We start from the raw sequence: 22,319 nt of genomic DNA, 5'->3' as shown, positions 1-22,319 counted from the left end.
TCCGTCGGGGTAGCTCTGAAGAAAGGGGCCGGCGCTGAGCGTCGAATCCGCGGCACCGTCCATCCGCGAGTTGGTCGGCGCCGTCACCGAACAACTGCGCGGCCATCTGCGTGACCGCCGCCGCGACGCCGGCTACATCGGCGAGGACTACGACGAGTTCATCGCGGCGCTCGAGGACTTCGTGCTGCGCGGCGGCAAGCGCGTGCGCCCGGCGTTCGCGTACTGGGGCTGGCGGGCCGTGGCGCCCCCGGACGAGGACCCCCTGCGCAGCGACATGCTGTTGCTGTTCGGCGCGTTGGAGCTGCTGCACGGCTGCGCCCTGATCCACGACGACGTCATCGACGCGTCGGCGACCCGACGCGGCATGCCGACCGTGCACATGCACTTCGCCGACAAGCACCGCGGCCGCCGCTGGGGCGGCGCGCCCGAGCAGTTCGGCCTGTCCGCGGCGATCCTGCTCGGCGACCTGTCGCTGGTCTGGGCCGACGACATCGTGGCCACCGCGCCGCTGTCCGACGCGGCGCGCCTGCGGGTGCGACACGTGTGGTCGCAGATCCGCACCGAGGTGCTCGGCGGGCAGTACCTCGACATCGTCGCCGAATCCAGCGGCGCGGACACCATTGCCTCGGCGATGCGCGTCAACACCTACAAGACCGCCAGCTACACCGTCACGCGGCCGTTGCAGCTCGGCGCCGCCGCCGGCGCCGACCGCCCCGACATCCAGTCCGTGTTCCACGACGCCGGCACCGACCTCGGGATCGCCTTCCAGCTGCGCGACGACGTGCTGGGCGTGTTCGGCGACCCCGCGGTCACCGGGAAACCCTCCGGCGACGACCTGCGTTCCGGCAAGCGCACGGTCCTGCTCGCCGAGGCGATCGAACGGGCCGACGCCTCCGATCCGTCGGCCGCCACCCTGCTGCGGTCCTCGATCGGCACCGATCTCAGCGACGACCGGGTCCGCGAATTGTGCTCGGCCATCGAGTCGGTGGGCGCGTTGTCGGCCGTCGAGACCCGGATCGAGGAACTCACCCGCACCGCATTGGCGGCCATCGACGACGCGGCGATCAATCCCGCGGCCAAGGTCGGGCTCTCCGAGCTCGCCCGGCAGGCCGCCAACCGAACGGCGTGAAACGGCTGCGATGACGACCGGTCTGGCACGGCTCAAGGAGTTCAGTACCGCCGAGGAGGCCCGCCCCGCACTGCTGGGCTTTCTGGGCGCGCTGATGATCTGCGCCGGCGGGCTCGGTGCCGGCAGCACCCGGCTGCACGACCCGGTGCTCGAGGGGTTGCACCTGTCCTGGCTGCGGTTCGGCCACGGGCTGGTGGTGTCCTCGGTGCTGCTGTGGGGCGGGGTGGCCCTGATGCTGGTGGCCTGGCTGTGGCTGGGCCGCCGGGTGGTCGACGACTCGCGGCACACCACGGTCTACACCATGGTCGCCACGACAGGTTTCTGGCTGGCCCCGCTGCTGGCCTCGGTGCCGCTGTTCAGTCGGGACACCTATTCGTATCTGGCGCAGGGCGCGTTGCTGCGCGACGGCCTCGACCCCTACGCGGTGGGCCCGGTCGAGAACCCGAACATCCTGCTGGACGACGTGAGCCCGATCTGGACGACGACGACGGCACCGTACGGCCCGGCGTTCATCCTGATCGCCAAGATCGTCACGATGCTGGTGGGCGACAACGTGATCGCGGGCACCATGGTGCTGCGGCTGTGCATGCTGCCCGGCCTGGTGCTGTTGATCTGGGCGACCATCCGCATCGCCCGCCGTTTGCAGGCCAATGCCGCTGTGGCGCTGTGGATCTGCGTGCTCAACCCGTTGGTGATCATCCACCTGATGGGCGGGGTGCACAACGAGATGCTGATGGTCGGCCTGATGATGGCCGGCATCGCGCTGACCTTGGACCGGCGTCCGGTCCTCGGCATCGCGCTGGCCACCGCCGCGGTCGCGGTCAAGGCCACCGCCGGTTTGGCACTGCCGTTCCTGGTCTGGGTGTGGATGCGGCAGTTGCAGGATCGCGGTGCGCAGGGCCAGACCGACCGCCCACCGCGGCATCCGGTGGCGGCCTTCGCCGCGGCCTCGGCGGGGTCGGTGGCGATCTTCGTCGCGGTGTTCGCCGTGCTGTCCGCGCTGGCCGGCGTCGGGTTGGGCTGGCTGACCGCCCTGGCCGGGTCGGTCAAGATCATCAACTGGCTGACCATCCCGACCGCGGTGGCCAACCTGAGCAACGCCCTCGGCGGGCTGTTCTTCACCGTGAATTTCTATGCGGTGCTGGAGATCACCCGGATCGCGGGCATCGCGATCATCGCGGTCTCCCTGCCGGTGCTGTGGTGGCGGTTCCGGCGCACCGACCGCGAGGCGCTCGCCGGCACCGCGTGGGCGATGGGCGTGGTGGTGCTGTTCGTCCCCGCCGCGCTGCCCTGGTACTACACCTGGCCGCTGGCCGTGATGGCGCCGCTGACCCAGTCCCGCGCCTGGATCGCGGGCATCGCCGGGTTCTCCACTTGGATCATGGTGATCTTCAAACCGGATGGCTCGCACGGGATGTACTCGTGGGTGCACGTCGCGTTGGCCACCGCGTGCGCGGTGGGCGCCTGGTATTCGCTGCGGCGGGTCGAGCCGGCGAGCGCGCCGGCGGTGGCCGGTCAATAAGCCCCGACCGGCTCCCGATCAATAAGCCCCGACCGGTTCCCGGTCAATAAGCCATGGCCTGGGCGCGGCGGATGACTTCGCGCGCCTGGTGGGAATGTAACGCGTCGACCGGCCGCGCGTTGTCGCGCACCTCCCGGGAGCCGTTGAAGGTCAGCGTCAGCGTCGGGTCCGGGGTGAACAGCCACCGCACGATCTCCGTGTCGCGATAGCCGCCGTCGCGCAGCACCGAAAGCAGCCCGGGCAGTGCCTTGGCCAGGGTGCCGGCCGGGGTGAAGAACACCGCCGGTACCACGGGCTCCCGGCCGCGCCGCACCGCGACCAGGTGGCCGTCGCGCAACTGCTGATGCACCTTGGTCACGGGAATGCCCAGCATCTTCGCCACCTCGGGCAGGTCGATGACCGGTTCGGTGGGATCAAGAACGTCGTCCGCGGTCGGAATGCTGCTCACGGTTGCAGTCTAGGTGTACTGAGTCATGAGGTTGGTGTCAGTCGGCTGATCGGTGGGAGGCCGCCGAGTGCACTGTGACGGCGTTCAGTGTTGTAGTACTTGAGCCAGGGGGCAAGGGCTGCGGCGCGGTGAGCGTTGGACGCGAAGACGCGCTTGTAGGCCCACTCGGTCTGCAGGGTGCGGTTGAGACGCTCTACCTTGCCGTTCTGCCAGGGGCAGTGCGGTTTGATGAACACCTGGCGCGCACCCAGCTCTGCGCAGACATCGCGCAGGCTGTAGCGGTAGGCCCAGGCGTTATCAGTCATGACCGCCTCGATGGTGGTGATTCCGTGGGCGCGGAAGTGCAGTGCCGCTCGCTGCAAGAACCCTGCGCAGGTGGCCCCTTTCTCGTCGGGCAGGATCTCGGAATAGGCCAGGCGGGAATGGTCATCGACCAGGGAGTGCACGTAATCGAAGCCGTTACCGCTCTTGCGGTCTCGGTTCGGGGCGTGTCCTCGACCGTGAGCCCGCCAGCCGCCGCCGTCGGGGATGCGGCCCAGTTTCTTGACGTCCATGTGCACCAGTTCGCCGGGGCGGGCTCGCTCGTAGCGAACGGCCGTGGCCTTCGAGGCGCGGATTACCTGACCGGTCATCGGGTCGCAGTCGCGCAAGTACGGCATCTGACGCCTGTTCAACACGCGCGACACCGTTCGCGCGCATACCCCCAGCTTGGCCGCGATTTCGTCGGGGCCGCAGCGGTGGCGCCGCCGCCAGGCCACGATCTGGTTCTCCACGCTGCGCGGAGTACGGGTCGGTGTGGTGTGCGGCCGCGAGGACCGGTCGATGAGGCCGGCTTCGCCCTCGGACTCGAACCGGCTGATCCAGGTGTGGACACACTTGCGCGAGACGCCCATCGCCGTGGCGATATGGGTCTTAGGCCAGCCGGCCTGATACCGGCGCACCATCAGCAGCCGGCCGTGAAACGTCGTACGGGCATTACGGTGGGACACGAGAACCTCCGGAGAGCAGTGGACCTAGACAAGCCACACCCCACCCGGAGGTTCTCCTCACTTCAAGCCAACACGCCTGCTACCAACGTCCTGTCCCGGTACATCTAGGCGCGCTGAGCGTGGCTTTTCTTCCAAGGTTCGGCAATCAACCTAGGATGGCCCGGTGACGCCAACCGCGCCGGGTGACCCGCTCGAAGGTGAGCTGCTCGACGGCCGCTACCTGGTGGAGACCAAGATCGCCACCGGCGGCATGTCGACCGTCTACCGGGGCCTGGACACCCGACTGGACCGCCCCGTGGCCTGCAAGGTGATGGACGCTCGCTACGCGGGTGACCAGCAGTTCCTCACCCGTTTTCAGCTGGAGGCCCGCGCGGTGGCCCGGCTCAAGCACCCCGGCCTTGTCGCCGTCTACGACCAGGGCACCGACGGTCGGCACCCGTTTCTGGTCATGGAACTCGTCGACGGCGGCACGCTGCGGGAACTGCTGCGGGAACGCGGCCCGATGCCGCCGCACGCCGTGACCGCGGTGCTGCGTCCGGTGCTCGGCGGCCTGGCGGTCGCCCACCGGGCCGGGCTGGTGCATCGCGACGTCAAGCCCGAGAACGTTCTGATCTCCGACGACGGCGAGGTCAAGCTGGTCGACTTCGGTTTGGTGCGCGCGGTCGCCGAGGCCGGAATCACCTCCACCAGTGTGATTTTGGGCACCGCGGCGTATCTGTCGCCGGAGCAGGTGGCCAGCGGCACCTCCGACCCGCGCAGCGACGTGTATTCGGTGGGCGTGCTGACCTACGAATTGCTCACCGGCACAACGCCGTTCACCGGGGACACCGCCCTGGCCCTGGCCTATCAACGGATGGACAACGACGTCCCGGCCCCCAGCGGTCAAATCGGCGGGGTGCCCCCGCAGTTCGACGAACTGGTGCTGCGCGCCACCGCCCGCGACGCCGACGCGCGCTACCCCGACGCCGCGGCAATGGCCGAGCACCTGGACGCGATCGCGGCCGAGCTGAATCTGCCGGACTTCCGGGTGCCCGCGCCGCAGAACTCCGCGCAACACGCCTCGGCCGAGTTGCACCACAGCCGCATCCACGAACACACCACCGAGCGCCGCCCCAAGCCCGCGGCCACCCCGATCCTGCCGGTGCGCCACCCGACCCGGGCGCTCACCCGGGGCCCCGACGACTGGGACGACGACCCCGAGGTGGGCCACGACGCCGAGTTCGCTCCGGTCGGACAGTTCGCCGGCATCGACCTGCACGAGTTCGCCTGGGCCCGGCAGCGGGCCCGACGCGCAGGCGTCATCTGGATGGCGATCGTGCTGGTACTGACCGGTGCGGTGGCCGCCGCGGCGTGGTCGCTGGGCAGCAACCTGACCGCACTGCTGGGGTCGTAGCGACGCCCTAGTCGCGCAGCATCTCCGCGACCAGGAAGGCCAACTCGAGGCTCTGCTGGGTGTTCAGCCGCGGGTCGCAGGCCGTCTCGTAGCGACCGGCGAGGTCGGAGTCCGAAATGTCCTGTGCCCCGCCGAGACACTCGGTGACGTTCTCACCGGTGATCTCGACGTGGATGCCACCCGGGTGGGTGCCCAGCGCCCGGTGCACCTCGAAGAAGCCCTGCACCTCGTCGACGATCCGGTCGAAGTGGCGGGTCTTGTATCCCGTGGACGACTCGTGGGTGTTGCCGTGCATCGGATCGCACTGCCAGATCACCTGGTGACCGGAGGCCTGCACCTTCTCGATGATCGGCGGCAGCACGTCGCGGACCTTGCCGTTGCCCATGCGGCTGACCAGCGTCAGCCGGCCCGGGACATTGTGCGGGTCGAGGCGTTCGACGTACTCCACCGCCAACTCCGGCGACGTCGTCGGGCCGATCTTGACGCCGATCGGGTTGGCGATCACCTCGGCGAACGCGATGTGCGCCCCGTCGAGTTGCCGGGTGCGCTCACCGATCCACAGATAGTGCGCCGACAGGTCGAACAGCTTGAACGAGGCACCCTCGTCGGCGTCGTCGGCCAGGCGCAGCATCGCGCGCTCGTAGTCCAGCACCAGCGCCTCGTGCGAGGCGTAGATCTCGGCGGTGTCCAGGTTGCGGTCGTTGACCCCGCACGCCGACATGAAGCGCAACCCGCGGTCGATCTCGCCCGCCAGCGCCTCATACCGCGCGCCGGCCGGCGAGGTGCGGACGAACTCCCGGTTCCAGTCGTGCACGAGGTCCAGGGACGCCAGGCCCGACGAGGTCAGCGCCCGCACCAGGTTCATCGCCGCGCTGGCGTTGGCGTAGGCGCGCACCAACCGGGACGGGTCGTGGTCGCGCACCGCTGCGTCCGGGGCGAACCCGTTGACCATGTCGCCGCGGTAGGACTTCAGGCCCAGTGCGTCGGTGTCCGAGGACCGCGGCTTGGCGTACTGGCCCGCGATGCGGGCCACCTTGACCACCGGCATGCTCGCCCCGTAGGTCAGCACCACGGCCATCTGCAGCAGCGTGCGGATGTTGGCGCGGATGTGCGGCTCGGTGTTGTCGGCGAACGTCTCGGCGCAGTCACCGCCCTGCAGCAGGAACGCCTCGCCGCGCGCGACCGCCGCCAACTGGGTCTGCAGCTTCTCCACCTCGGCGGGCACCGTGATCGGCGGCACGCTCTCGAGGACCGTGCGCATGGCCTTGGCCTGCTCGGCGTCCCAACTCGGTTGCTGCACGGCCGGCTTCGCCAGCGCGGAATCCAATCGTTGCCGCAGGTCATCCGGGAGGGGCGGCAGCGACGGCAGCTGCTCGATCGGTACGTCGACGGTCCAGTTCACCCCTATATCGTAGCGGGGCGCATCGGACGTCCGGACCCGTTCACCACCTGCCCGAACGTCCGCTCAGGCGCCCGCTGGCGGGCCGGTCTGCTCGACGATCAACGAGAACCGGCGCAGGTGATCGCGCGCGTCGACCAGCGCGTCGTGGGTGTCGGCCGGCCGCGGGGGCATCCGCGGGCTGCCGCGGTCCTCCCAGAACTGCCGCAATTCCCGGGTGAAGCGCGGGATCTGCGGCGGCAGGTTGGTCATCGGGCCCCACAGCTGGCACAGCGCGACGTGGTCGTAGGCGGCCACCCAAGCCCACAGCTCGATGGGTTCGGCGCCGCCGACGCCGAAGAACTCCTCGAGGTCCTCGCGGATGCGCCGGCGCGAGCGCCACAGCTGCGACGACGGCGACGGCAACTTGGGCAGCACGTGCTTGCGCACCCAGTCGCCGGCCTGGGCAGGGTCGAATTCCGTTGATACGCCGTAGTATTCGCGGCCATCCTCGGCGACCACGCCGATCGAGATCAGCTCGATGGTGCGGCCGTCCTCGATGAACTCGGTGTCGTAGAAGTACCGCACGGCCGACCAGCCTAGCCAGTCGCGGCGGGCGCCACGGGCGCAGGTGCCGCGTGGACCTGCCGGTCCAGCGTGGCATCGACCGCGGTGTCGTCGGGTAGCCGCGGCATGCCGGCCAACGCGCTCTGCAACCACAGGTTGGCCCGCACCAGCGGCCGCCGGATACGCCGTTCTCGCTGGATGGCCCGTTGCATCGTGTGCGGGCGGTCGAGGTAGCGCCAGCGCGCCCACGGCGCATGCGGCCGCGACAGCCGGACCGCGCCGATCACCAGCAGCGGCGGCACCCCCATCCCCACCAGCCCGGTCCACACCTTGCCCTTGGCGAGCACCACGAGGGCCAGCAGCAGGCTGACCACGGCCCAGGCGATCACCGCGGCCCGCACCGCCCACGAGTCGTCGGCCCGCCAGATGTTGATGTCGAAGAACGCCAGCGGGTTGAAGCCGACGATCAGCAGGCCGGCCACGGCGACCGCGATGAACACCGCGTCCACCGACGTGCGCCCGTCCTCCGACCAGTAGACGTCCTGCAGATGCAGGATCAACGCGAACTCGTCGAGGACCAGCGCGGCGCCGATGCCGAAGAAGATGGCCGCGGCGGTGAACTCCCCCACCCCGCCGTCGACCGCGAGGGTGACCATCGCGACGCCGGAGATCAACACCAGCAGCACGCCGAACACCACGTGGTGCAGGTGGAAGCCCTTGCCGTCGCCGCCACCCAGCGAGAGATTCCGGGGCTGCCACCACCTCTTGGGCTTGGTGTCGTCGGCGGTCGCCCGGATGTAGCGCACGATGCCGCGGGTGACGCAGAACGTGACGATGAACGCGATCAGGCACCACATCAGCGGCAGGCGGCTTTGGGTGATGAAGTCGAACCTCATGTCGACGGACCACTGGGGCACGGCCGTGAACTTACGCGCCCGGAGCACGTCGGGCGAAACATGACGCGGACACCCGAGCGGCACAGCTGCGTTGCTGAGGGACACAGATACTCTGTTGACGTCATGACTACACAGCGACGGCGGCTGGCCGCCTGGCGGGTATTCCAACTGGCCACCGCGGCCGTCTTCGGCTACGCGGCGTGGCGGTTGTTCGCGCCCAACCCGTACCGGATCGACATCGACGTCTACCGGATGGGCGGCCGCGCCTGGTTGGACTCCCAGCCGCTCTACAGCGAGGGTGTCACCTTCCCCACGCTGGGCGGCATCGACCTGCCGTTCACCTACCCGCCGCTCTCAGCGGTGCTGTTCAGCCCGTTCGCCTGGCTTTCGCTGCCGGCCGCCGGCATCGCGATCACCCTCACCACGCTGGTGCTGCTGGTGGTGGCGACGATGTTGGTGTTGACCCGGCTCGACGTGTTCGCCGGGGCGCCGGCGCAGCGGTGGTGGCTGGCCGCGGGCATCACCGCCCCGGCGGTGATCTACCTCGAGCCGCTGGTCTCCAACTTCGACTTCGGGCAGATCAACGTGGTGCTGATGACGTTGGTGCTCGCCGACTGCGTGCCCCGTCGCACGCCGTGGCCGCGGGGCATGCTGCTGGGCCTGGCGATCGCGCTGAAGCTCACGCCCGCGGTGTTCCTGGTGTATTTCGTGCTGCGCCGGGACGTCCGCGCGGTGTTGGTGTCGCTGGCGTCGTTCCTGGCCGCGACGGCGCTGGGTTTCGCGCTGGCCTGGCGCGACTCCGTCGAGTACTGGACGACGACGGTGGTCAACACCGACCGGATCGGCACCGCGACCCTCAACACCAACCAGAACATCTCCGGTGCGCTGGCGCGGCTGGGGCTGGCCGAGAACGTCCGGTTCGCGCTGTGGGTGCTGGCCTGCTTCGCGGTCCTGGCGCTGACGGCCTGGGCGGTGCGGCGGATCCTGGCGGCCGGCTCAGACGGCCCGGAGTCGGTGCTCGCGCTGATCTGCGTCGCACTGTTCGGGCTGGTGGTCTCGCCCGTGTCGTGGTCGCACCACTGGGTCTGGGTGTTGCCGACGCTCGTGGTCACCGGGGTCCTGGCGTGGCGGTATCGGCATGCCGGCCTGGCGGCGGTGACCGCGGTGGGGCTGGCGCTGATGGTCTGGACGCCCATCGACCTGCTGCCCGAACATCAGGAGGCCGACGCGGCCTGGTGGCGCCAGCTGCTGGGCGGTTCCTATGTCTGGTGGGCGGTGGCCACCATCGTCGTAGCCGGGCTGGCCGCGAACGCGATCGGCACCGGCCTCAGCCGGCAGCGGCCTCCGGAAGACGCGCCGTCGGCTGACCGTTCTGCGCAGGCGCTGCACCCTCTTTGAGAGTGGCGGCGTAGATGTCGACGTACTCCTGGCCGGACAGGCCCATCAGTTCGTAGATCACCTCGTCGATGACGGCGCGCTCGATGAAGCGGTTGCCGGCCATGCCGTCGAACCGGGAAAAGTCCATGGGCTCGCCGAACCGCACCGTCACCCGGCCGAACCGCAACCCCTTGCGTCCCGGCGGATTGACGACGTCGGTTCCGATCATCGCGACCGGAATGACGGGCACGCCGGTCTCCAGCGCCAGCCGGGCCAGCCCGGTCTTGCCCTTGTAGAGCCGCCCGTCCGGCGAACGCGTGCCCTCCGGGTACATGCCCAGCAGCTTGCCCTCGCCCAGGATGCGCGCGGCGGTGGTCAGCGCGGCCTGCGCGGAGTCCGCGTCGGTGCGATCGATCGGCACCTGACCGACCACGGTGTAGAACCACGCCAGGAAGCGGCCCTTGATCCCGGTGCCGGTGAAGTACTCCTGCTTGGCCAGGAAGGTGATCCGCCGCCGCACCACCAGCGGCAGATAGAAACTGTCCATCACCGCCAGATGGTTGCTGGCCAGGATCGCCGGGCCATTGTCCGGAAGGTGTTCAAGTCCTTCGACTTTGGGCCGGCCGAGCAAGGCCAGCAAGGGTCCCAGCAGGATGTACTTGAAAATCCAATACCACATGGACCCTCCCGGTTTGGCCGCATCGGACGATGCTGGGCGCAACTTTACCCACCGTGGCCGAGCGCGACCACAGGGCGGCGGTCAACGCCGAGCTACTCCTCGACGGTGACCGGAATCGGTTCGTAGCGGCCCTTCGGCGGTTCCGGGGGCTCTGGCGGCGGTTCGGCCGGATTTGCGGGACCGGCGGACGCGCCGGCGCCCTCGCCGTCGTCCAGCAGGGCGCGGACCACCTCCAGCAACGCCACGCTGTGCTCGGAGATGATGCCGATGAGCGGATGATCCTCACCGGTGGCCAGGGCCGCCAGGGCGCAGACCGGGCACCACACCTGCTGGCAGCGACCGGGCCCGGCGGCGCTGCGCGCGGCGGCCAGCGCCGCCGCCGACCGCAGTGCGGGATCGAGTCGATCCAGGATCGCCTGCGCCAGCTGGCGCAACTCCGGGCCCAGATCGGGGTGGGTCCCACTCACCGTGGCCACACCTCCGGGTTGGGTCGAAAACGGACGGTCAGTTCATTGCCCTTGAGTTGGGCACCGATCACGATGCAGCGGCGAAGCACCGACGCCAGCTTCACCCGACGCCGCATGCCTCCCACTGCGATGATCAGATCGTCGTCGACCCGGCCCAGCGCGAGCGTGCCCGAATCCACTTGTGGCAACTGTAGCTGCATCCGATACACCGATTCGAGACCCGCGCCCGACTCCAGGTCGACGACGGGGCGCAGCGGCCCCGGCGGCGGGGCACCGTCGCGCCGGCGCGCCCGGTCCAGCAGCTGGCCCAGGGCCTTGGGGCCGATCGGCTCCCCGGGCAGATGCGGCACCAGCACCAACTCGACGGCGCCCATGGTGCTCGCCAGCTCGTCGAGGACCGACTTCTGCTCGGCGATGCGCTCGGCGTACCAATCGAAGGCCGGGTGCTCCGGCAGATTCTGGTACTCGTACGAATCGTCCTGCGCCAACACCTGATTCACGATGAGCTCGGCGACCCGCACCCCCATCAGGGCCAGTGACCCCAGGGTGCGCGCCGCCTCGGCGGCCACCACCCGTTCCGGGGTGAGCACCAGATGCGCGCTGACGGCCGACCCGTCGGTCAACAGCGCCGAGAGCCGGTCGACCCCGGTGGTGATGCGTTCGAGCAACTCGACCACCACGGCCGTGGCGCTGCTGTCGGCCGCGGACAGCCGACGGTGCCGGGGCCAGGCCCGCTCCACGTAGAGACCGAAGGTCGACGGCAGCGTCAACATCCGCAGCGCGTCGGCTGTGGAGGCGCAGTCGACCACGATGTGGTCCCACCGCGCGGCGGCGGCCAACTCCCCCACCTCGTGCAGCCCGAGCACCTCCTGGATTCCGGGCAGCGCCGAAAGCTCCTCGGGGGCAACGCTGCCCACGTCGGATTCGGGAAACTGCTCGCCCAGCGGAGCGGCGATCTCGCGCCACCGGGATTCCAGCAGCGCCAGGGTGTCCAGCGCCAGCGCGTCCAACAACCCGCCGCCGGCCCCCGCGTCGTCGGTCAGCACGCGAACCGGGTCGCGGCCACCGGTTGGCGGCACCTCGACTCCCAGCACGTCCCCCAGCGAATGCGCCTGATCCGTCGAGACCACCAGGACCCGCTGCCCGGACCGGGCCTCGCGCACCGCCGAAGCGCACGCCAGCGTCGACTTGCCGACGCCCCCCTTGCCGACGAAGAGGCTGATCCGGGTGCGTTCGGCGGGCACGGACTCGGCGGTGGTGCTCAGCCCTCGATCCTCTTCTTCAGATCCTTCAGCGCGGTGTCGGTCAACCGGCGCTCGGCCTTGCGCTTGAGCAGTCCGATCATCGGGATCAACAAGTCGACCGACAGTTCGTAGGTCACCTCGGTGCCAGACCCCTTGGGCGTCAACCGATACGCGCCGTCGAGCGCCTTCAGCAGCGAGCTGGACACCAACGACCAGCGCACCGACTTACGGTCGGCCGGCCATTCGTAGGACAGCACCATGGTGTCGCGCAGCACCGCGGCGTCGAGCACCAGTCGCGCCGTCTTCGGCAGCCCCGAGCTCTCGGTCTCCAGGACCTCGGTCTCCTTGTACTCCTTGACCCACTCCGGGTAGGAGCCGATGTCGGCAATCGCGTCCATGACCGTGCCGGGATCGGCGTCGATGTAGATGGTCTGCGTGGTCTTGTCCGCCAACTTGCTGCCTCACCTTGAAACCTCGAGCGCGGAACGCGTCCGCTCTTTGAGATGAAACGGTACCCCGGTGTCGTTGCCCGGACCCCTCATCGGGCCTGCGGGGCCACTCCCACCGGGCGATTCGCCTCGACTTCGGCCTTGATCTCGAAGGACATCTTCTTGCCCGCCACCCGGCGGGCGTGCACCAGCTTGGCGAGATTGAGCTTGGCCAGCTCATGGGCCGAGACGCCGGCCGGCTCGGCGTGCAGGAAGTAGTGCAGCAACACTCCGTCGAGCATCGGTTCCAGCCAGATCTCCATGGTCCCGGTCAGCGGACCGGCGACGGTCCAGCGGATGCCCTTGTCGCCACGCTCTTCGACCACCTGCAGGTGCAGGTCCGGCCACCAGCGGCGCCACCGGGCCGGCTCCGCGATGGCCGCCCCGACCAGCTGCGCATCGGCCGCGACAAACGTCTCGTCGGCCACCTGGATGCTGTTCATCTGCATAGCTTCACATACCGAGGACGAAAGCTGGGGTCTGGCCTGCGCGCCGCAGCAGGCAACCGTGAGGACCGTCACACCGCCGGAAGCGGTCCCATTAGGCTGGGGGTCACGTCCCGATCCGAGAGGCCATGAGCATTGCGTGAGTTGAGCGTTCCCGCAACCTTCGACGTCGGCGAGCACGACACCGTCGTCAACGCCGTTTTCGTCCACGAGCGCGAAGATCCCGACTTCCCGATCTACGAACGCCTGGTGGACGGCCAATGGCACCCCGTGACCGCCGCCGAGGCCGCCGCGCTGGTGCGGTCCGCCGCACAGGGCCTGATCGCCGAGGGCGTGCAGCCCGGCGACCGGGTGGCGATCTTCTCCGCGACGCGGTTCGAGTGGGCCATCCTCGACTTCGCGATCCTGGCGATCGGCGCCCTGACGGTGCCGATCTATGAGACCTCCTCGGCCGAGCAGGTGGCGTGGGTGCTGTCGGACTCCGGCGCGGTGGCGGTGTTCGCCGAGACCGACGCGCACGCGTCGATGGTCGACCAGCTCGCCGACGACCTGCCCGAGCTTCGGCGGGTGTACCGGATTGAGTCGGCCGGGACGAGCGCGTTCGAGCAATTGGCCGAGGCCGGCGCCGCCGTCGACGCCGCCGAGGTCACCAGGCGGGCCGAGGCGCTGCGCTCGGCGGATCCGGCGACGCTGATCTACACCTCGGGAACCACCGGACGGCCCAAGGGCTGCGTGCTGACGCATGCGAATCTGGTCTACGAGATCCGGGGTTCGAAGGCGGCGATGCCGACGCTGCTCAGCGAGCGCGAACGCCTCCTGGTCTTCCTGCCGCTGGCCCACGTACTGGCCCGGGCGCTCACGATCGGCGCGTTCAACTTCAAGGTGACCGTCGGGTTCACCAGCGACATCAAGAACCTCGTGGCGCTGTTCGGGGTGTTCAAGCCGACCATCGTGGTCTCGGTGCCGCGGGTCTTCGAGAAGGTGTACAACACCGCCGCGCAGAACGCCTCGGACGGCGGCAAGGGCAAGATCTTCGAGAAGGCGGTGCAGACCGCGGTCGAATACAGCGAGGCGCAGGACAGCGGCGGCCCGGGCCTGCTGCTCAAACTCAAGCACGCGGTGTTCGACCGGCTGGTCTACCACAAGCTGCGGGCCGCCCTCGGCGGCGATTGCCGGGCCGCGATCTCCGGCGGTGCGCCGTTGGGGGCGCGGCTGTCCCACTTCTACCGGGGCGTCGGGTTGACCATCTACGAGGGCTACGGGCTCACCGAGACCAGCGCCGCCATCACCGTCAACCAGGTCGGCGACCTGAAGGTGGGCACCGTCGGAAAGCTGTTGCCCGGCAACAGCTTGCGGATCAACGAAGACGGTGAGCTGGTGGTCCGCGGCGGCGTGGTCTTCGACGGCTATTGGAAGAACGAAGAGGCCACCAACGAGGCCGTGGTGGACGGCTGGTTCCACACCGGCGACCTCGGCGAGGTCGACGACGAGGGCTTCCTCAAGATCGTGGGCCGCAAGAAGGAGATCATCGTCACCGCCGGCGGCAAGAACGTCGCGCCGGCCGTTCTCGAGGACGAGCTGCGCGCCCACCCGCTGATCAGCCAGGCGATGGCGGTCGGCGACGCCCAGCCGTTCATCGGCGCGCTGATCACCATCGACCCGGAGGCCTTCGAGGGCTGGAAGCAGCGCCATGGCAAGAGCGCCGACGCCGCCGTGGCCGACCTGACCACCGACCCGGACCTGGTGGCCGAGGTCGAGCAGGCGGTCAAGGTGGCCAACGGCCACGTCTCCCATGCCGAGAGCATCCGCAAGTTCCGCATCCTGCCCGTCGACTTCACCGAGGACACCGGTGAGCTGACTCCGACCATGAAGGTCAAGCGCAAGGTCATCGCGGAGAAGTTCGCTGACGAGATCGAGGCGATCTACCGCAAGGACTGACGCGGCGGTTCAGCCGGCCAGCAGCCCGCCCAGCCGGGCCGCCAGCACGTCCCAGCGCCAGTTCGTCAGCACCCAGTCCCGCCCCGCGGCACCCATCTTCGCGGCGCGGTCCGGGTCGGCGAGCAGGTCGCCGACCGCAGCGGCTATCTCATCGACGCGGCGGCCGTCGACCACCGTCCCGGTGCTGCCCTCGACCACCGTCTCCGGGGCGCCGCCCGAGGAACCGGCGACCACCGGCAGACCGCTGGCCGACGCCTCGAGGAAGACGATGCCCAGCCCCTCGACGTCCAGGCCGGCGCCGCGGGTGCGGCACGGCATCGCGAACACGTCGCCGAGCACGTGGTGGGCGGCCAGCTCGTCGGCGGGCACCCCCGCGGTGAAGACCACGTGGTCGGCGACGTCGTGGTCGGCCGCCAGCTTGCGCAGGGTGGGCAGGTAGGGGCCGCCGCCGACGATCACCAAGGCGGCGCCGTCCACGCGTTCGCGGATCCGCGGCAGCGCGCGGATCAACATGTCCTGGCCCTTGCGCGGGACCAGCCGCGACACGCACACCACGGTCGGGCGCTCGCCCAGGCCGTAGCGGCGCCGCAACTCGGCGCGGGCGCCCGGATCCGGCCGGAACCGGTCGGTGTCGACGCCGGGCGGCAGGTGTTCCATGGCCGCGTGCGACCCGAAGGCCGACGCGAAGCGGCCCCGCGTATAGCTACTGACGTAGGTGATGACGTCGGCGCCCTCGCCGATGCGCCGCAGCGCCGAGCGCGCGCCGGGCAGCATGGACCAGCCCACCTCGTGGCCGTGGGTGCTGGCCAGCACGCGACCGGCCCCGGCCCGGCGGGCGCGGCCGGCCAGCAGCGCCAACGGCGCGGCGGCGCCGAACCAGACCGTCTCGATGTCGTGGCGCCCGATGAGATGGCGCATCCGCGCCTCGACCGACGGTTCCGGCAACATCAGCGTGGTGGGATGCCGCACCACCCGGTAACCGGCCGCCTCGGCCGCGCCGTCGTAGGCTTCGGCGCCCTTCCATTTCGGCGCGTACACCGTGAGCTCGTGCTCACCCGAACTCGCCAGCCGGCCCACCAGCTCTTCCAGATACGACTGGATGCCGCCGCGGCGGGGCGGAAAGTCATTGGTTACCAGCAGGACTCGTGTCATGGTCTGCCGATGCTAGCGCGGCTCGGCCAGCCACTGCCGCCACCGCTGCAGTAACTGCCCCGGGTCGGCGCCGGTGACGTCGCGCAGCACGGTGTCGACGGCCTCCATGTGGCGACCGGCCGCGCGGCGGTACAGCTCCCGCAGCGCCGCGGGTCCGTGCCGGTCCGCGACGAAGCGCGCGAACAGCCAGGCGCGGTCGTAGGCCTGCGACAGCCCCGGCTCCGGGCTCTCGAAGTCGCTGTCGGCGGGCAGCGCCACCGGAGCCGGCACCGGCGGCGTCGTGGCGTCCGGAGCGGGCCGGGCCAGGTAGTCGGCCACTGCCTCGGTGATCCACCGGGGGGCGTCGGGGGCCGTGTCGGCGCGGGCGGCGTAGTGAAAAAGCTCGTGTGTCAACACCACTCGCAACGCGGCATCGCTCATGCGCCCGGCGCCGGGACCCAACACGATGCGTTGCCCGGAGGCCACGCGCCGGTCCGTGTCGACGCTGTCGGCGACCGCGACCGCCGCCATCTCGGCGGGGGCGCCCGGCGCGGCCCCGGCGAATTGCGCCGGCGAATCGGTGGCCACCACCGTGATCTCGCGGGTCCAGTCGGTGCCCCAGAATCGCTCGACCTGCTCGGTGGCGTCGCCGAGTCCGGCGGCCACCCGGTCCAGCAGCGCGTCGGTGGCGGATCCGCCCAAACTCAACAGCGTCACAGTGCGGCCGTCACCGACGACCAGCGATGGGGCGCTCGGCGGACTCTGCGGCGCTGCCGTCGGCGCGGATTCCTCGGGCCGCAGCAGCACTGCGGCGATCACCAGGGTCGCGGTGACGGCCAGCGCCGCCAGCGCGACGGGCCAGCGGCGCGAGCCGTTCTCAGTAACGGCGGGCGTTGTAGAACGGTCCGGCGCCATCCAACGGCACCACCTTGACCGGCACTCCGTAGGTGGAGGCGTGCACCACCATGCCGTCGCCGACGTAGATGCTGGTGTGCGAGGCGTCCGAGTAGGTGTTCACCACGTCGCCGGGCTGCAGCTGATCCCGCGAGACCGGGGTACCGCCGCGGGCCAGCGCCTGGCTGGAATGCGGCAACGAGATGCCGGCCTGCTGGAAGGCCCAACGCACCAGGCCCGAGCAGTCGAAGGCGTTGGGGCCGGAACCGCCCCAGGAGTACGGCGAGCCGACGCGGGTCAGCGCGGCCTGCACCGCGATCGCGCCCTGCGGGGATCCGCCGCCCGGCGCGGGCAGCACGGCACCTTCGGGCGGCGGCGCGACGTCGCCGGCCGGGATGCCCTCCGGCCCCTGGGCCAAGATCTCCGGTCCCGGCGCGGCGGCCGGCGGGACGGGTCCCGGATCCGCCAGGGCGACGCGCTGCTCCGGGCTGAGCGCGTTGTACTGCGACCGCACCACGGCGATCTTGAGCTGCAGGTCGCTCTGTTTGGACTGCAGGTCGGCCCGCACCGCGGCGGCCTGCTCGGCGGCGGTCTTCGCCTCGGCGGCGGAACGCACCGAGGCGGCCTCGGCGGCGGCGGCCTGCTCGCTGACCGTGCGGTGGGTGGCGATCTGCTCGGACATCTCGGTGGCCATCACCCGCTGCACCGCCAACTTGTCGATCAGGCCCTGCGGCGACTCGGCGGTCAGGATGGCGTTGAAGCCGGACGTCCGTCCGCCCATATAGGCGGCCGCGGCAAACTGGTCCACGCGGGTCTGATAGGTCGACAACTGCGCCCGGGCGGCCTCGGCGGCGGCGCGATCGGCCGCCACCTTCTGCTCGGCGGCGGCCTGGATTTCCAGCTTCTCGGTGAGGTCGAGCTGCGCGGAGTGCATGGCCTCGGTGGTCTGCTCGGCCTCACGCGAAAGTTCGTTCAACTTTGCCAGCGCGTCCTCTTGCGGGTCGGCGTAGACCGTCGAGGCAAACGTCCCGCTCAGCACGGCCAACACGGCAATCAGACAGATTGCGATCCGTTTGAGGGGTCGAGAGATGATCCGATCGGTCCAGGGCGTGCCGTCGATCCTCAAGATTCGCGTCCTTAAACTGCGTACAACTGTATGCGTTGTTGCCGTTTCGCGTCGCCCCCGACCGCGTTTGGTCTCAGATAGGTTACGAAACGATATCGGCGTTGTCCAACGGAAGTTGCCAATCTAGCAGCAGTTACAGATAGCACGCGCGGTGCCACGCCCGCCGGGCACCCCCGGTCGAGGTGATTCAGGCGACACCGTGGTGCGGGCCCCGCCGTACCGGCACCAACCGCAGGCGCGGCGCCAGGCCCGCCTCCGCCAGCACCTCGAGAGCCTCCCGCTCGTCGGCGAGCAACTCATCGGGCACACCCAAGAGCACGCTGACCACGCAATCTCGACAACCGAGCCCGCGCACAGCACAGTCGTCACAGTCGATGACGACCGGCTCCGCCGCGTCGTGCTCATGGCCGCTTCCGATGCGCCGTCCCGGCAGTTTCCCTAACTCCGTCATGCCGCGTTCCCATCTCTCGTGCCCGCCTTGCAGCCGGCTGTAGCCGGACGCTAACCCAGGGCACCGACAACAACCTCCGGCGCCGATTCGCGCGACACACCCCGGCACCCGGTCGCCGCGACGCGGCGAATGTCCGCCTACCGCTCTAACGTGTTCGAACATGCGTTCGTCGGATGGGGGGCAGCTGAGCTTCGCGGACCTGGACCCGTCCGCGGACCTGTCCCTGCGCGACACCACCTTCGTCGTGGTCGACCTCGAAACCACCGGCGGCCGCGCGACGCCGAAGCAGCCCGGCGGGGCCTGCGACGCGATCACCGAGATCGGCGCGGTCAAGGTACGCGGCGGCGAGGTGCTCGGCGAATTTGCCACACTTGTCGACCCCCGTCGGACCATTCCGCCGCAGATCGTCCGTCTCACCGGCATCACCACCGCGATGGTGCGCGCCGCGCCCACCATCGAGGCCGTGCTGCCGATGTTCCTCGAGTTCGCGCGGGGCGCGGTGCTGGTCGCCCACAACGCCGGCTTCGACATCGGCTTCCTGCGGGCGGCCGCCGCGCAATGCGACATCGCGTGGCCGCGGCCGCCGGTGCTGTGCACCGTGCGGTTGGCCCGCCGGGTACTGACCCGCGACGAGGCCCCCAGCGTGAAACTGTCGGAGTTGGCCCGGCTGCTCGGCGCCACCACGACGCCGACGCACCGCGCCCTCGATGACGCGCGGGCCACGGTGGACGTGCTGCACCGGTTGATCGAACGGGTCGGCAATCAGGGCGTGCACACCTATCCGGCCCTGCGGTCCTACCTGCCCGACGTCACCGAGGCCCAGCGCCGCAAGCGCGGGTTGGCCGCACAGCTCCCGCGCGCGCCCGGGGTCTACCTGTTCCGCGGGCCGTCGGCGGAGGTGCTCTACGTCGGCACCGCCGGCGACCTGCGCCGCCGCGTCGGCCAGTACTTCAACGGGTCGGACAGCCGGGCGCGGATGAAGGAGATGGTGGCGCTCGCCGAGGCCGTCGACCATGTCGAATGCGCGCATGCGCTGGAGGCCGGGGTGCGCGAACTGCGGTTGTTGGCCGCACACGCCCCGCCGTTCAACCGGCGCTCCAAGTTCCCGCACCGATGGTGGTGGGTGGCGTTGTCGGACGAGGCTTTTCCCCGCTTCGTCGTGGTGCGCAGGCCGCGGCACGACCGCGCGCTCGGGCCGTTTCGGGCGCGCGCGGATGCCGCGCAGACCGCGGCGCTGCTGGCCCGGTTCGCCGGGATCCGCACCTGCACCTCCCGGCTGGGCCGGTCGGGTCGCCACGGCCCGTCCTGTCCCGAACGCGAGCTGTCCCCGTGCCCGGCTCCCCGCGACATCGGCGCGGTCGACTACGCGCCCGCGGTCACGCGGGCCGCGGCGCTGCTGGCCGGTGCCGACAGTGCGCCGCTGGCGGCCGCGGTGGCCGAAGTGGACGCGTTGGCCCGGCGCGGACTGTACGAGAACGCCGCGCGACTGCGCGACCACAGCGCGCTGGCCATCGAGACCGCCTGGCGCGGGCAACGGTTGGCGTCGTTGGTCGCCCTCGACGAGCTGGTGGCCGCCGCGCCGGACGGGGCCGGCGGCTGGCACCTGGCGGTGCTGCGGCGCGGTCAGCTGGCCGCGGCCGGCAGCGCGCGGCGCGGGGTCCCGCCCATGCCGGTCGTCGAGGCGCTGTGCGCCGGCGCGCAGACCATCCTCACCGAACCCGCACCGCTGGGCGGCGCCCTGGTCGAGGAGACCGCACTGCTCGCGCGGTGGCTGACGACGCCCGGCACCCGGATCGTGCGCACCAGCGGCGGCTGGACGTCCCCGCGCGACGGCGCGGGCCGACTCGCCGGCTGGGCGGCGGCGGCCCGATCCGCCCGGGTGGCCGCCGAGCAGTACCGCGACGCGGCGGTCGACCTCCAGCTACCGCGCCGCGGCGGGGTCAGTGCGGCGGTGCGAGCTTCTGGGTGAGCTGTACCCACCGGGCCAGCAGCTGTTCGGCCTTCCCCGAATCGATGGCCTCGGTGGCCCGGCTCAGTCCGGTCTCCCACGCCGGTAGCCAGTCCGCACCGGCGGACAGCCCGGCGTGCGCCACCATCGCGCCGGCCGCGTTGAGCACCACCGCGTCACGCACGGCGCCGGAGGCCCCAGCGAAGACCGACCGCGCCACGTCGGCGTTGTGGGCGGCGTCGCCGCCCTTGAGCTCGGACAGTTGGGCGCGCGCGAAGCCGAATCCGGCCGGGTCGAAGGTCAGCCGGTCGATGGTCCCGGCCTGGACCCGCCAGATCGTCGAGGTCGTGGTGGTGGTGAGCTCGTCGAGCCCGTCGTCACCGTGCACGACCAGCACGCTGCTGCGCCGGGTGGCGAACACCCCGGCCATGACCTCGGCCAGATCGCCGAACGCGCAGCCGATCAGGCCGGCGCGCGGCGAGCCCGGATTCGTCAGCGGGCCCAGCAGATTGAACACCGTCGGGACGCCGATCTCCCGGCGCGGCGGTCCCGAATGCCGGAACGACGGGTGGAACTTGGCCGCGAAGCAGAAGCCGATGCCGACCTCGGCCACGCAGCGCGCCACCTCGTCGGGACCCAGGTCGATGCGCACCCCGAGCGCCTCGAGGGTGTCGGCGCCGCCGGACAACGACGACGCGGCCCGGTTGCCGTGTTTGACCACGGGCACCCCGCAGGCCGCCACCACGATGGCCGCCATGGTGGACAGATTGACGGTGTTGGCGCCGTCGCCGCCCGTGCCGACGATGTCGACGGAATCGGTGCCGATCTTGTCCGTGGGCACGCGCACGGCGTGCGCAAGCATCACCTCGGCCAACTCGGTGACCTCGGCGGCGGTCGGGCGTTTCATCTTCATCGCGATGCCGAAGCCGGCGATCTGCGCCGGGGTGGCCGCGCCGGACATGATCTGCTCCATCGCCCAAGCGGCCTCCCCGGTGGCCAGCGGTTGCAGTTCGGTCAGGCGGCCCAGGATCGTCGGCCAGGCGGGAGCGGCCGGGTCCGGCCGCGCGGCGGTGTCAGTCACGACCCCGATATTCCCACGTCGAAGCATGGTTGCGGCATTCGGGAGGGCGACACTTCGACCCAAATGCATCCCCGGGTGGAGATCGACAACTACAAAGCGTCATACTTCTAGGCGTGACGAGTGCTGTGGGTACCTCTGGGACTGCAATCACGTCGCGCGTGCATTCGCTGAACAGGCCAAACATGGTCAGTGTCGGCACCATCGTGTGGCTGTCCAGTGAGCTGATGTTCTTCGCTGGTCTGTTCGCGATGTACTTCGTGGCGCGCGCACAAGCAGGCGGCGAGTGGCCGCCGCCGCCAACCGAGTTGAACCTCGCGTTGGCGGTACCGGTGACGCTGGTGCTGATTGCATCGTCGTTCACCTGCCAGCTGGGCGTGTTCGCCGCTGAGCGCGGTGACGTCTTCGGGCTGCGTCGGTGGTATCTGCTCACCCTGGCGATGGGCACCTTCTTCGTGCTCGGCCAGGGCTACGAGTACATCCACCTGGTGCAGCACGGGACGACCATCCCCGGCAGCGCCTACGGCTCGGTGTTCTACATCACCACCGGCTTCCACGGCCTCCACGTGATCGGCGGTCTGGTCGCCTTCGTGCTGCTGCTCGTCCGCACCACGATGAGCAAGTTCACGCCTGCGCAGGCCACGGCGGCGATCGTTGTGTCGTACTACTGGCACTTCGTCGACATCGTCTGGATTGCGCTGTTCGCCACGATCTACTTCGTCCGATAGTT

At 70.2% G+C, this 22,319-nt stretch carries 21 protein-coding genes and 1 pseudogene; 7 read left to right on the top strand and 15 right to left on the bottom strand.

Annotated features, from left to right (window positions below; translation table 11 throughout):
- The first annotated feature begins 70 nt into the window (after positions 1-70).
- Both idsA2 and R2K23_RS09830 read left to right on the top strand, forming a co-directional pair.
- A complete protein-coding gene (gene idsA2, locus R2K23_RS09835) occupies positions 71-1,129 on the top strand; it encodes a bifunctional (2E,6E)-farnesyl/geranyl diphosphate synthase (protein WP_316516339.1) in 1,059 nt (352 codons plus the stop codon).
- Between the two features lie 10 nt (positions 1,130-1,139).
- Entirely contained in the window at positions 1,140-2,651 is a 1,512-nt protein-coding gene (locus tag R2K23_RS09830) for an alpha-(1->6)-mannopyranosyltransferase A (protein ID WP_316516338.1), read from the top strand.
- Positions 2,652-2,694: 43 nt separating this feature from the next.
- Here the strand turns inward: R2K23_RS09830 and R2K23_RS09825 are convergent, their stop codons facing one another.
- The gene (locus R2K23_RS09825; protein ID WP_316516337.1) at positions 2,695-3,099 is read right to left on the bottom strand and encodes an Rv2175c family DNA-binding protein; all 405 of its coding nucleotides are present in this window, start codon (positions 3,097-3,099) and stop codon (positions 2,695-2,697) included.
- Between the two features lie 23 nt (positions 3,100-3,122).
- Complete coding sequence (locus R2K23_RS09820) at positions 3,123-4,088, bottom strand: IS481 family transposase (RefSeq protein ID WP_316511840.1); 966 nt, start codon at positions 4,086-4,088, stop codon at positions 3,123-3,125.
- 163 nt (positions 4,089-4,251) lie between these two features.
- On the opposite strand from R2K23_RS09820, the gene R2K23_RS09815 reads away from it, so the two are divergent.
- Positions 4,252-5,481, top strand: a complete 1,230-nt coding sequence (locus R2K23_RS09815; protein WP_316516336.1) for a protein kinase domain-containing protein — start codon at positions 4,252-4,254, stop codon at positions 5,479-5,481.
- A gap of 7 nt (positions 5,482-5,488) precedes the next feature.
- Here R2K23_RS09815 and R2K23_RS09810 read toward each other — a convergent pair whose 3' ends face one another.
- From R2K23_RS09810 to R2K23_RS09800, 3 genes are all read right to left on the bottom strand, one after another.
- Entirely contained in the window at positions 5,489-6,883 is a 1,395-nt protein-coding gene (locus tag R2K23_RS09810) for a class II 3-deoxy-7-phosphoheptulonate synthase (RefSeq protein ID WP_316516334.1), read from the bottom strand.
- A gap of 63 nt (positions 6,884-6,946) precedes the next feature.
- Entirely contained in the window at positions 6,947-7,447 is a 501-nt protein-coding gene (locus R2K23_RS09805; protein ID WP_316516332.1) for a polyadenylate-specific 3'-exoribonuclease AS, read from the bottom strand.
- 11 nt (positions 7,448-7,458) lie between these two features.
- Positions 7,459-8,322: a hypothetical protein gene (locus R2K23_RS09800; RefSeq protein ID WP_316517177.1), complete on the bottom strand. Its 864-nt coding sequence runs from the start codon at positions 8,320-8,322 to the stop codon at positions 7,459-7,461.
- Between the two features lie 123 nt (positions 8,323-8,445).
- Between R2K23_RS09800 and R2K23_RS09795 the strand changes: the two genes are divergently transcribed.
- A complete protein-coding gene (locus tag R2K23_RS09795; protein ID WP_316516331.1) occupies positions 8,446-9,720 on the top strand; it encodes a glycosyltransferase 87 family protein in 1,275 nt (424 codons plus the stop codon).
- Here R2K23_RS09795 and R2K23_RS09790 read toward each other — a convergent pair.
- The 5 genes from R2K23_RS09790 to R2K23_RS09770 all read right to left on the bottom strand — a co-directional run bounded on the left by R2K23_RS09790 (position 9,650) and on the right by R2K23_RS09770 (position 13,026).
- Complete coding sequence (locus R2K23_RS09790; RefSeq protein WP_316516330.1) at positions 9,650-10,378, bottom strand: lysophospholipid acyltransferase family protein; 729 nt, start codon at positions 10,376-10,378, stop codon at positions 9,650-9,652. The two genes, R2K23_RS09795 and R2K23_RS09790, sit on opposite strands and share 71 nt — an antisense overlap.
- Positions 10,379-10,470: 92 nt before the next feature.
- Positions 10,471-10,845, bottom strand: coding sequence for a hypothetical protein (locus R2K23_RS09785; RefSeq protein WP_316516329.1), 375 nt, complete (start codon positions 10,843-10,845; stop codon positions 10,471-10,473).
- Entirely contained in the window at positions 10,842-12,089 is a 1,248-nt protein-coding gene (locus R2K23_RS09780) for an ArsA family ATPase (protein WP_316516328.1), read from the bottom strand. The genes R2K23_RS09785 and R2K23_RS09780 overlap by 4 nt, the downstream gene beginning before the upstream one ends.
- 17 nt (positions 12,090-12,106) lie before the next feature.
- Positions 12,107-12,541 carry an SRPBCC family protein gene (locus R2K23_RS09775; protein ID WP_316516327.1) on the bottom strand — a complete coding sequence of 145 codons (435 nt, stop codon included), beginning with the start codon at positions 12,539-12,541 and terminating at the stop codon, positions 12,107-12,109.
- An 86-nt stretch (positions 12,542-12,627) separates the two neighbouring features.
- The gene (locus R2K23_RS09770; RefSeq protein ID WP_316516326.1) at positions 12,628-13,026 is read right to left on the bottom strand and encodes a polyketide cyclase / dehydrase and lipid transport; all 399 of its coding nucleotides are present in this window, start codon (positions 13,024-13,026) and stop codon (positions 12,628-12,630) included.
- A gap of 132 nt (positions 13,027-13,158) precedes the next feature.
- On the opposite strand from R2K23_RS09770, the gene R2K23_RS09765 reads away from it, so the two are divergent.
- Positions 13,159-14,961, top strand: a complete 1,803-nt coding sequence (locus R2K23_RS09765) for an AMP-dependent synthetase/ligase (protein WP_316516325.1) — start codon at positions 13,159-13,161, stop codon at positions 14,959-14,961.
- A 9-nt stretch (positions 14,962-14,970) separates the two neighbouring features.
- On the opposite strand, the gene R2K23_RS09760 is transcribed toward R2K23_RS09765, so the two are convergent.
- From R2K23_RS09760 to R2K23_RS09745, 4 genes are all read right to left on the bottom strand, one after another.
- Entirely contained in the window at positions 14,971-16,113 is a 1,143-nt protein-coding gene (locus R2K23_RS09760; RefSeq protein WP_316516323.1) for a glycosyltransferase family 4 protein, read from the bottom strand.
- Between the two features lie 12 nt (positions 16,114-16,125).
- Positions 16,126-17,007 carry a hypothetical protein gene (locus R2K23_RS09755; RefSeq protein WP_316516322.1) on the bottom strand — a complete coding sequence of 294 codons (882 nt, stop codon included), beginning with the start codon at positions 17,005-17,007 and terminating at the stop codon, positions 16,126-16,128.
- A complete protein-coding gene (gene ripC / locus R2K23_RS09750) occupies positions 16,970-18,112 on the bottom strand; it encodes a peptidoglycan hydrolase RipC (protein ID WP_396893352.1) in 1,143 nt (380 codons plus the stop codon). Before ripC ends, R2K23_RS09755 begins: the two co-directional genes overlap by 38 nt.
- A 187-nt stretch (positions 18,113-18,299) precedes the next feature.
- The gene (locus R2K23_RS09745; protein ID WP_316516320.1) at positions 18,300-18,563 is read right to left on the bottom strand and encodes a hypothetical protein; all 264 of its coding nucleotides are present in this window, start codon (positions 18,561-18,563) and stop codon (positions 18,300-18,302) included.
- 160 nt (positions 18,564-18,723) lie between these two features.
- Here R2K23_RS09745 and R2K23_RS09740 point away from each other — a divergent pair.
- Positions 18,724-20,620: pseudogene (locus R2K23_RS09740) on the top strand (DEDD exonuclease domain-containing protein).
- Here R2K23_RS09740 and trpD read toward each other — a convergent pair.
- Entirely contained in the window at positions 20,504-21,619 is a 1,116-nt protein-coding gene (gene trpD, locus R2K23_RS09735; protein WP_316516316.1) for an anthranilate phosphoribosyltransferase, read from the bottom strand. The pseudogene R2K23_RS09740 and the gene trpD sit on opposite strands and share 117 nt — an antisense overlap.
- Positions 21,620-21,705: 86 nt before the next feature.
- Here trpD and ctaE point away from each other — a divergent pair, with 86 nt between their 5' ends.
- Entirely contained in the window at positions 21,706-22,317 is a 612-nt protein-coding gene (gene ctaE, locus R2K23_RS09730) for an aa3-type cytochrome oxidase subunit III (protein ID WP_316516315.1), read from the top strand.
- The last annotated feature ends 2 nt before the right edge of the window (positions 22,318-22,319 follow it).

The organism is Mycolicibacterium sp. MU0050 (genome assembly GCF_963378085.1).
Lineage (GTDB): Bacteria > Actinomycetota > Actinomycetes > Mycobacteriales > Mycobacteriaceae > Mycobacterium > Mycobacterium wendilense.
Note: the sequence above shows the minus strand (reverse complement) of the source record. Positions and strands in the feature narration are given on the sequence as shown.

Bases quoted from the DNA above. Each gene is read 5' to 3' on its own strand.
- R2K23_RS09830 (WP_316516338.1), top strand. From the start codon at position 1,140: ATGACGACCGGTCTGGCACGGCTCAAGGAGTTCAGTACCGCCGAGGAG.
- R2K23_RS09800 (WP_316517177.1), bottom strand. From the start codon at position 8,322: ATGAGGTTCGACTTCATCACCCAAAGCCGCCTGCCGCTGATGTGGTGC.
- R2K23_RS09795 (WP_316516331.1), top strand. From the start codon at position 8,446: ATGACTACACAGCGACGGCGGCTGGCCGCCTGGCGGGTATTCCAACTG.
- R2K23_RS09790 (WP_316516330.1), bottom strand. From the start codon at position 10,378: ATGTGGTATTGGATTTTCAAGTACATCCTGCTGGGACCCTTGCTGGCC.
- R2K23_RS09770 (WP_316516326.1), bottom strand. From the start codon at position 13,026: ATGCAGATGAACAGCATCCAGGTGGCCGACGAGACGTTTGTCGCGGCC.
- R2K23_RS09760 (WP_316516323.1), bottom strand. From the start codon at position 16,113: ATGACACGAGTCCTGCTGGTAACCAATGACTTTCCGCCCCGCCGCGGC.
- R2K23_RS09755 (WP_316516322.1), bottom strand. From the start codon at position 17,007: ATGGCGCCGGACCGTTCTACAACGCCCGCCGTTACTGAGAACGGCTCG.
- R2K23_RS09745 (WP_316516320.1), bottom strand. From the start codon at position 18,563: ATGACGGAGTTAGGGAAACTGCCGGGACGGCGCATCGGAAGCGGCCAT.
- trpD (WP_316516316.1), bottom strand. From the start codon at position 21,619: ATGCTTCGACGTGGGAATATCGGGGTCGTGACTGACACCGCCGCGCGG.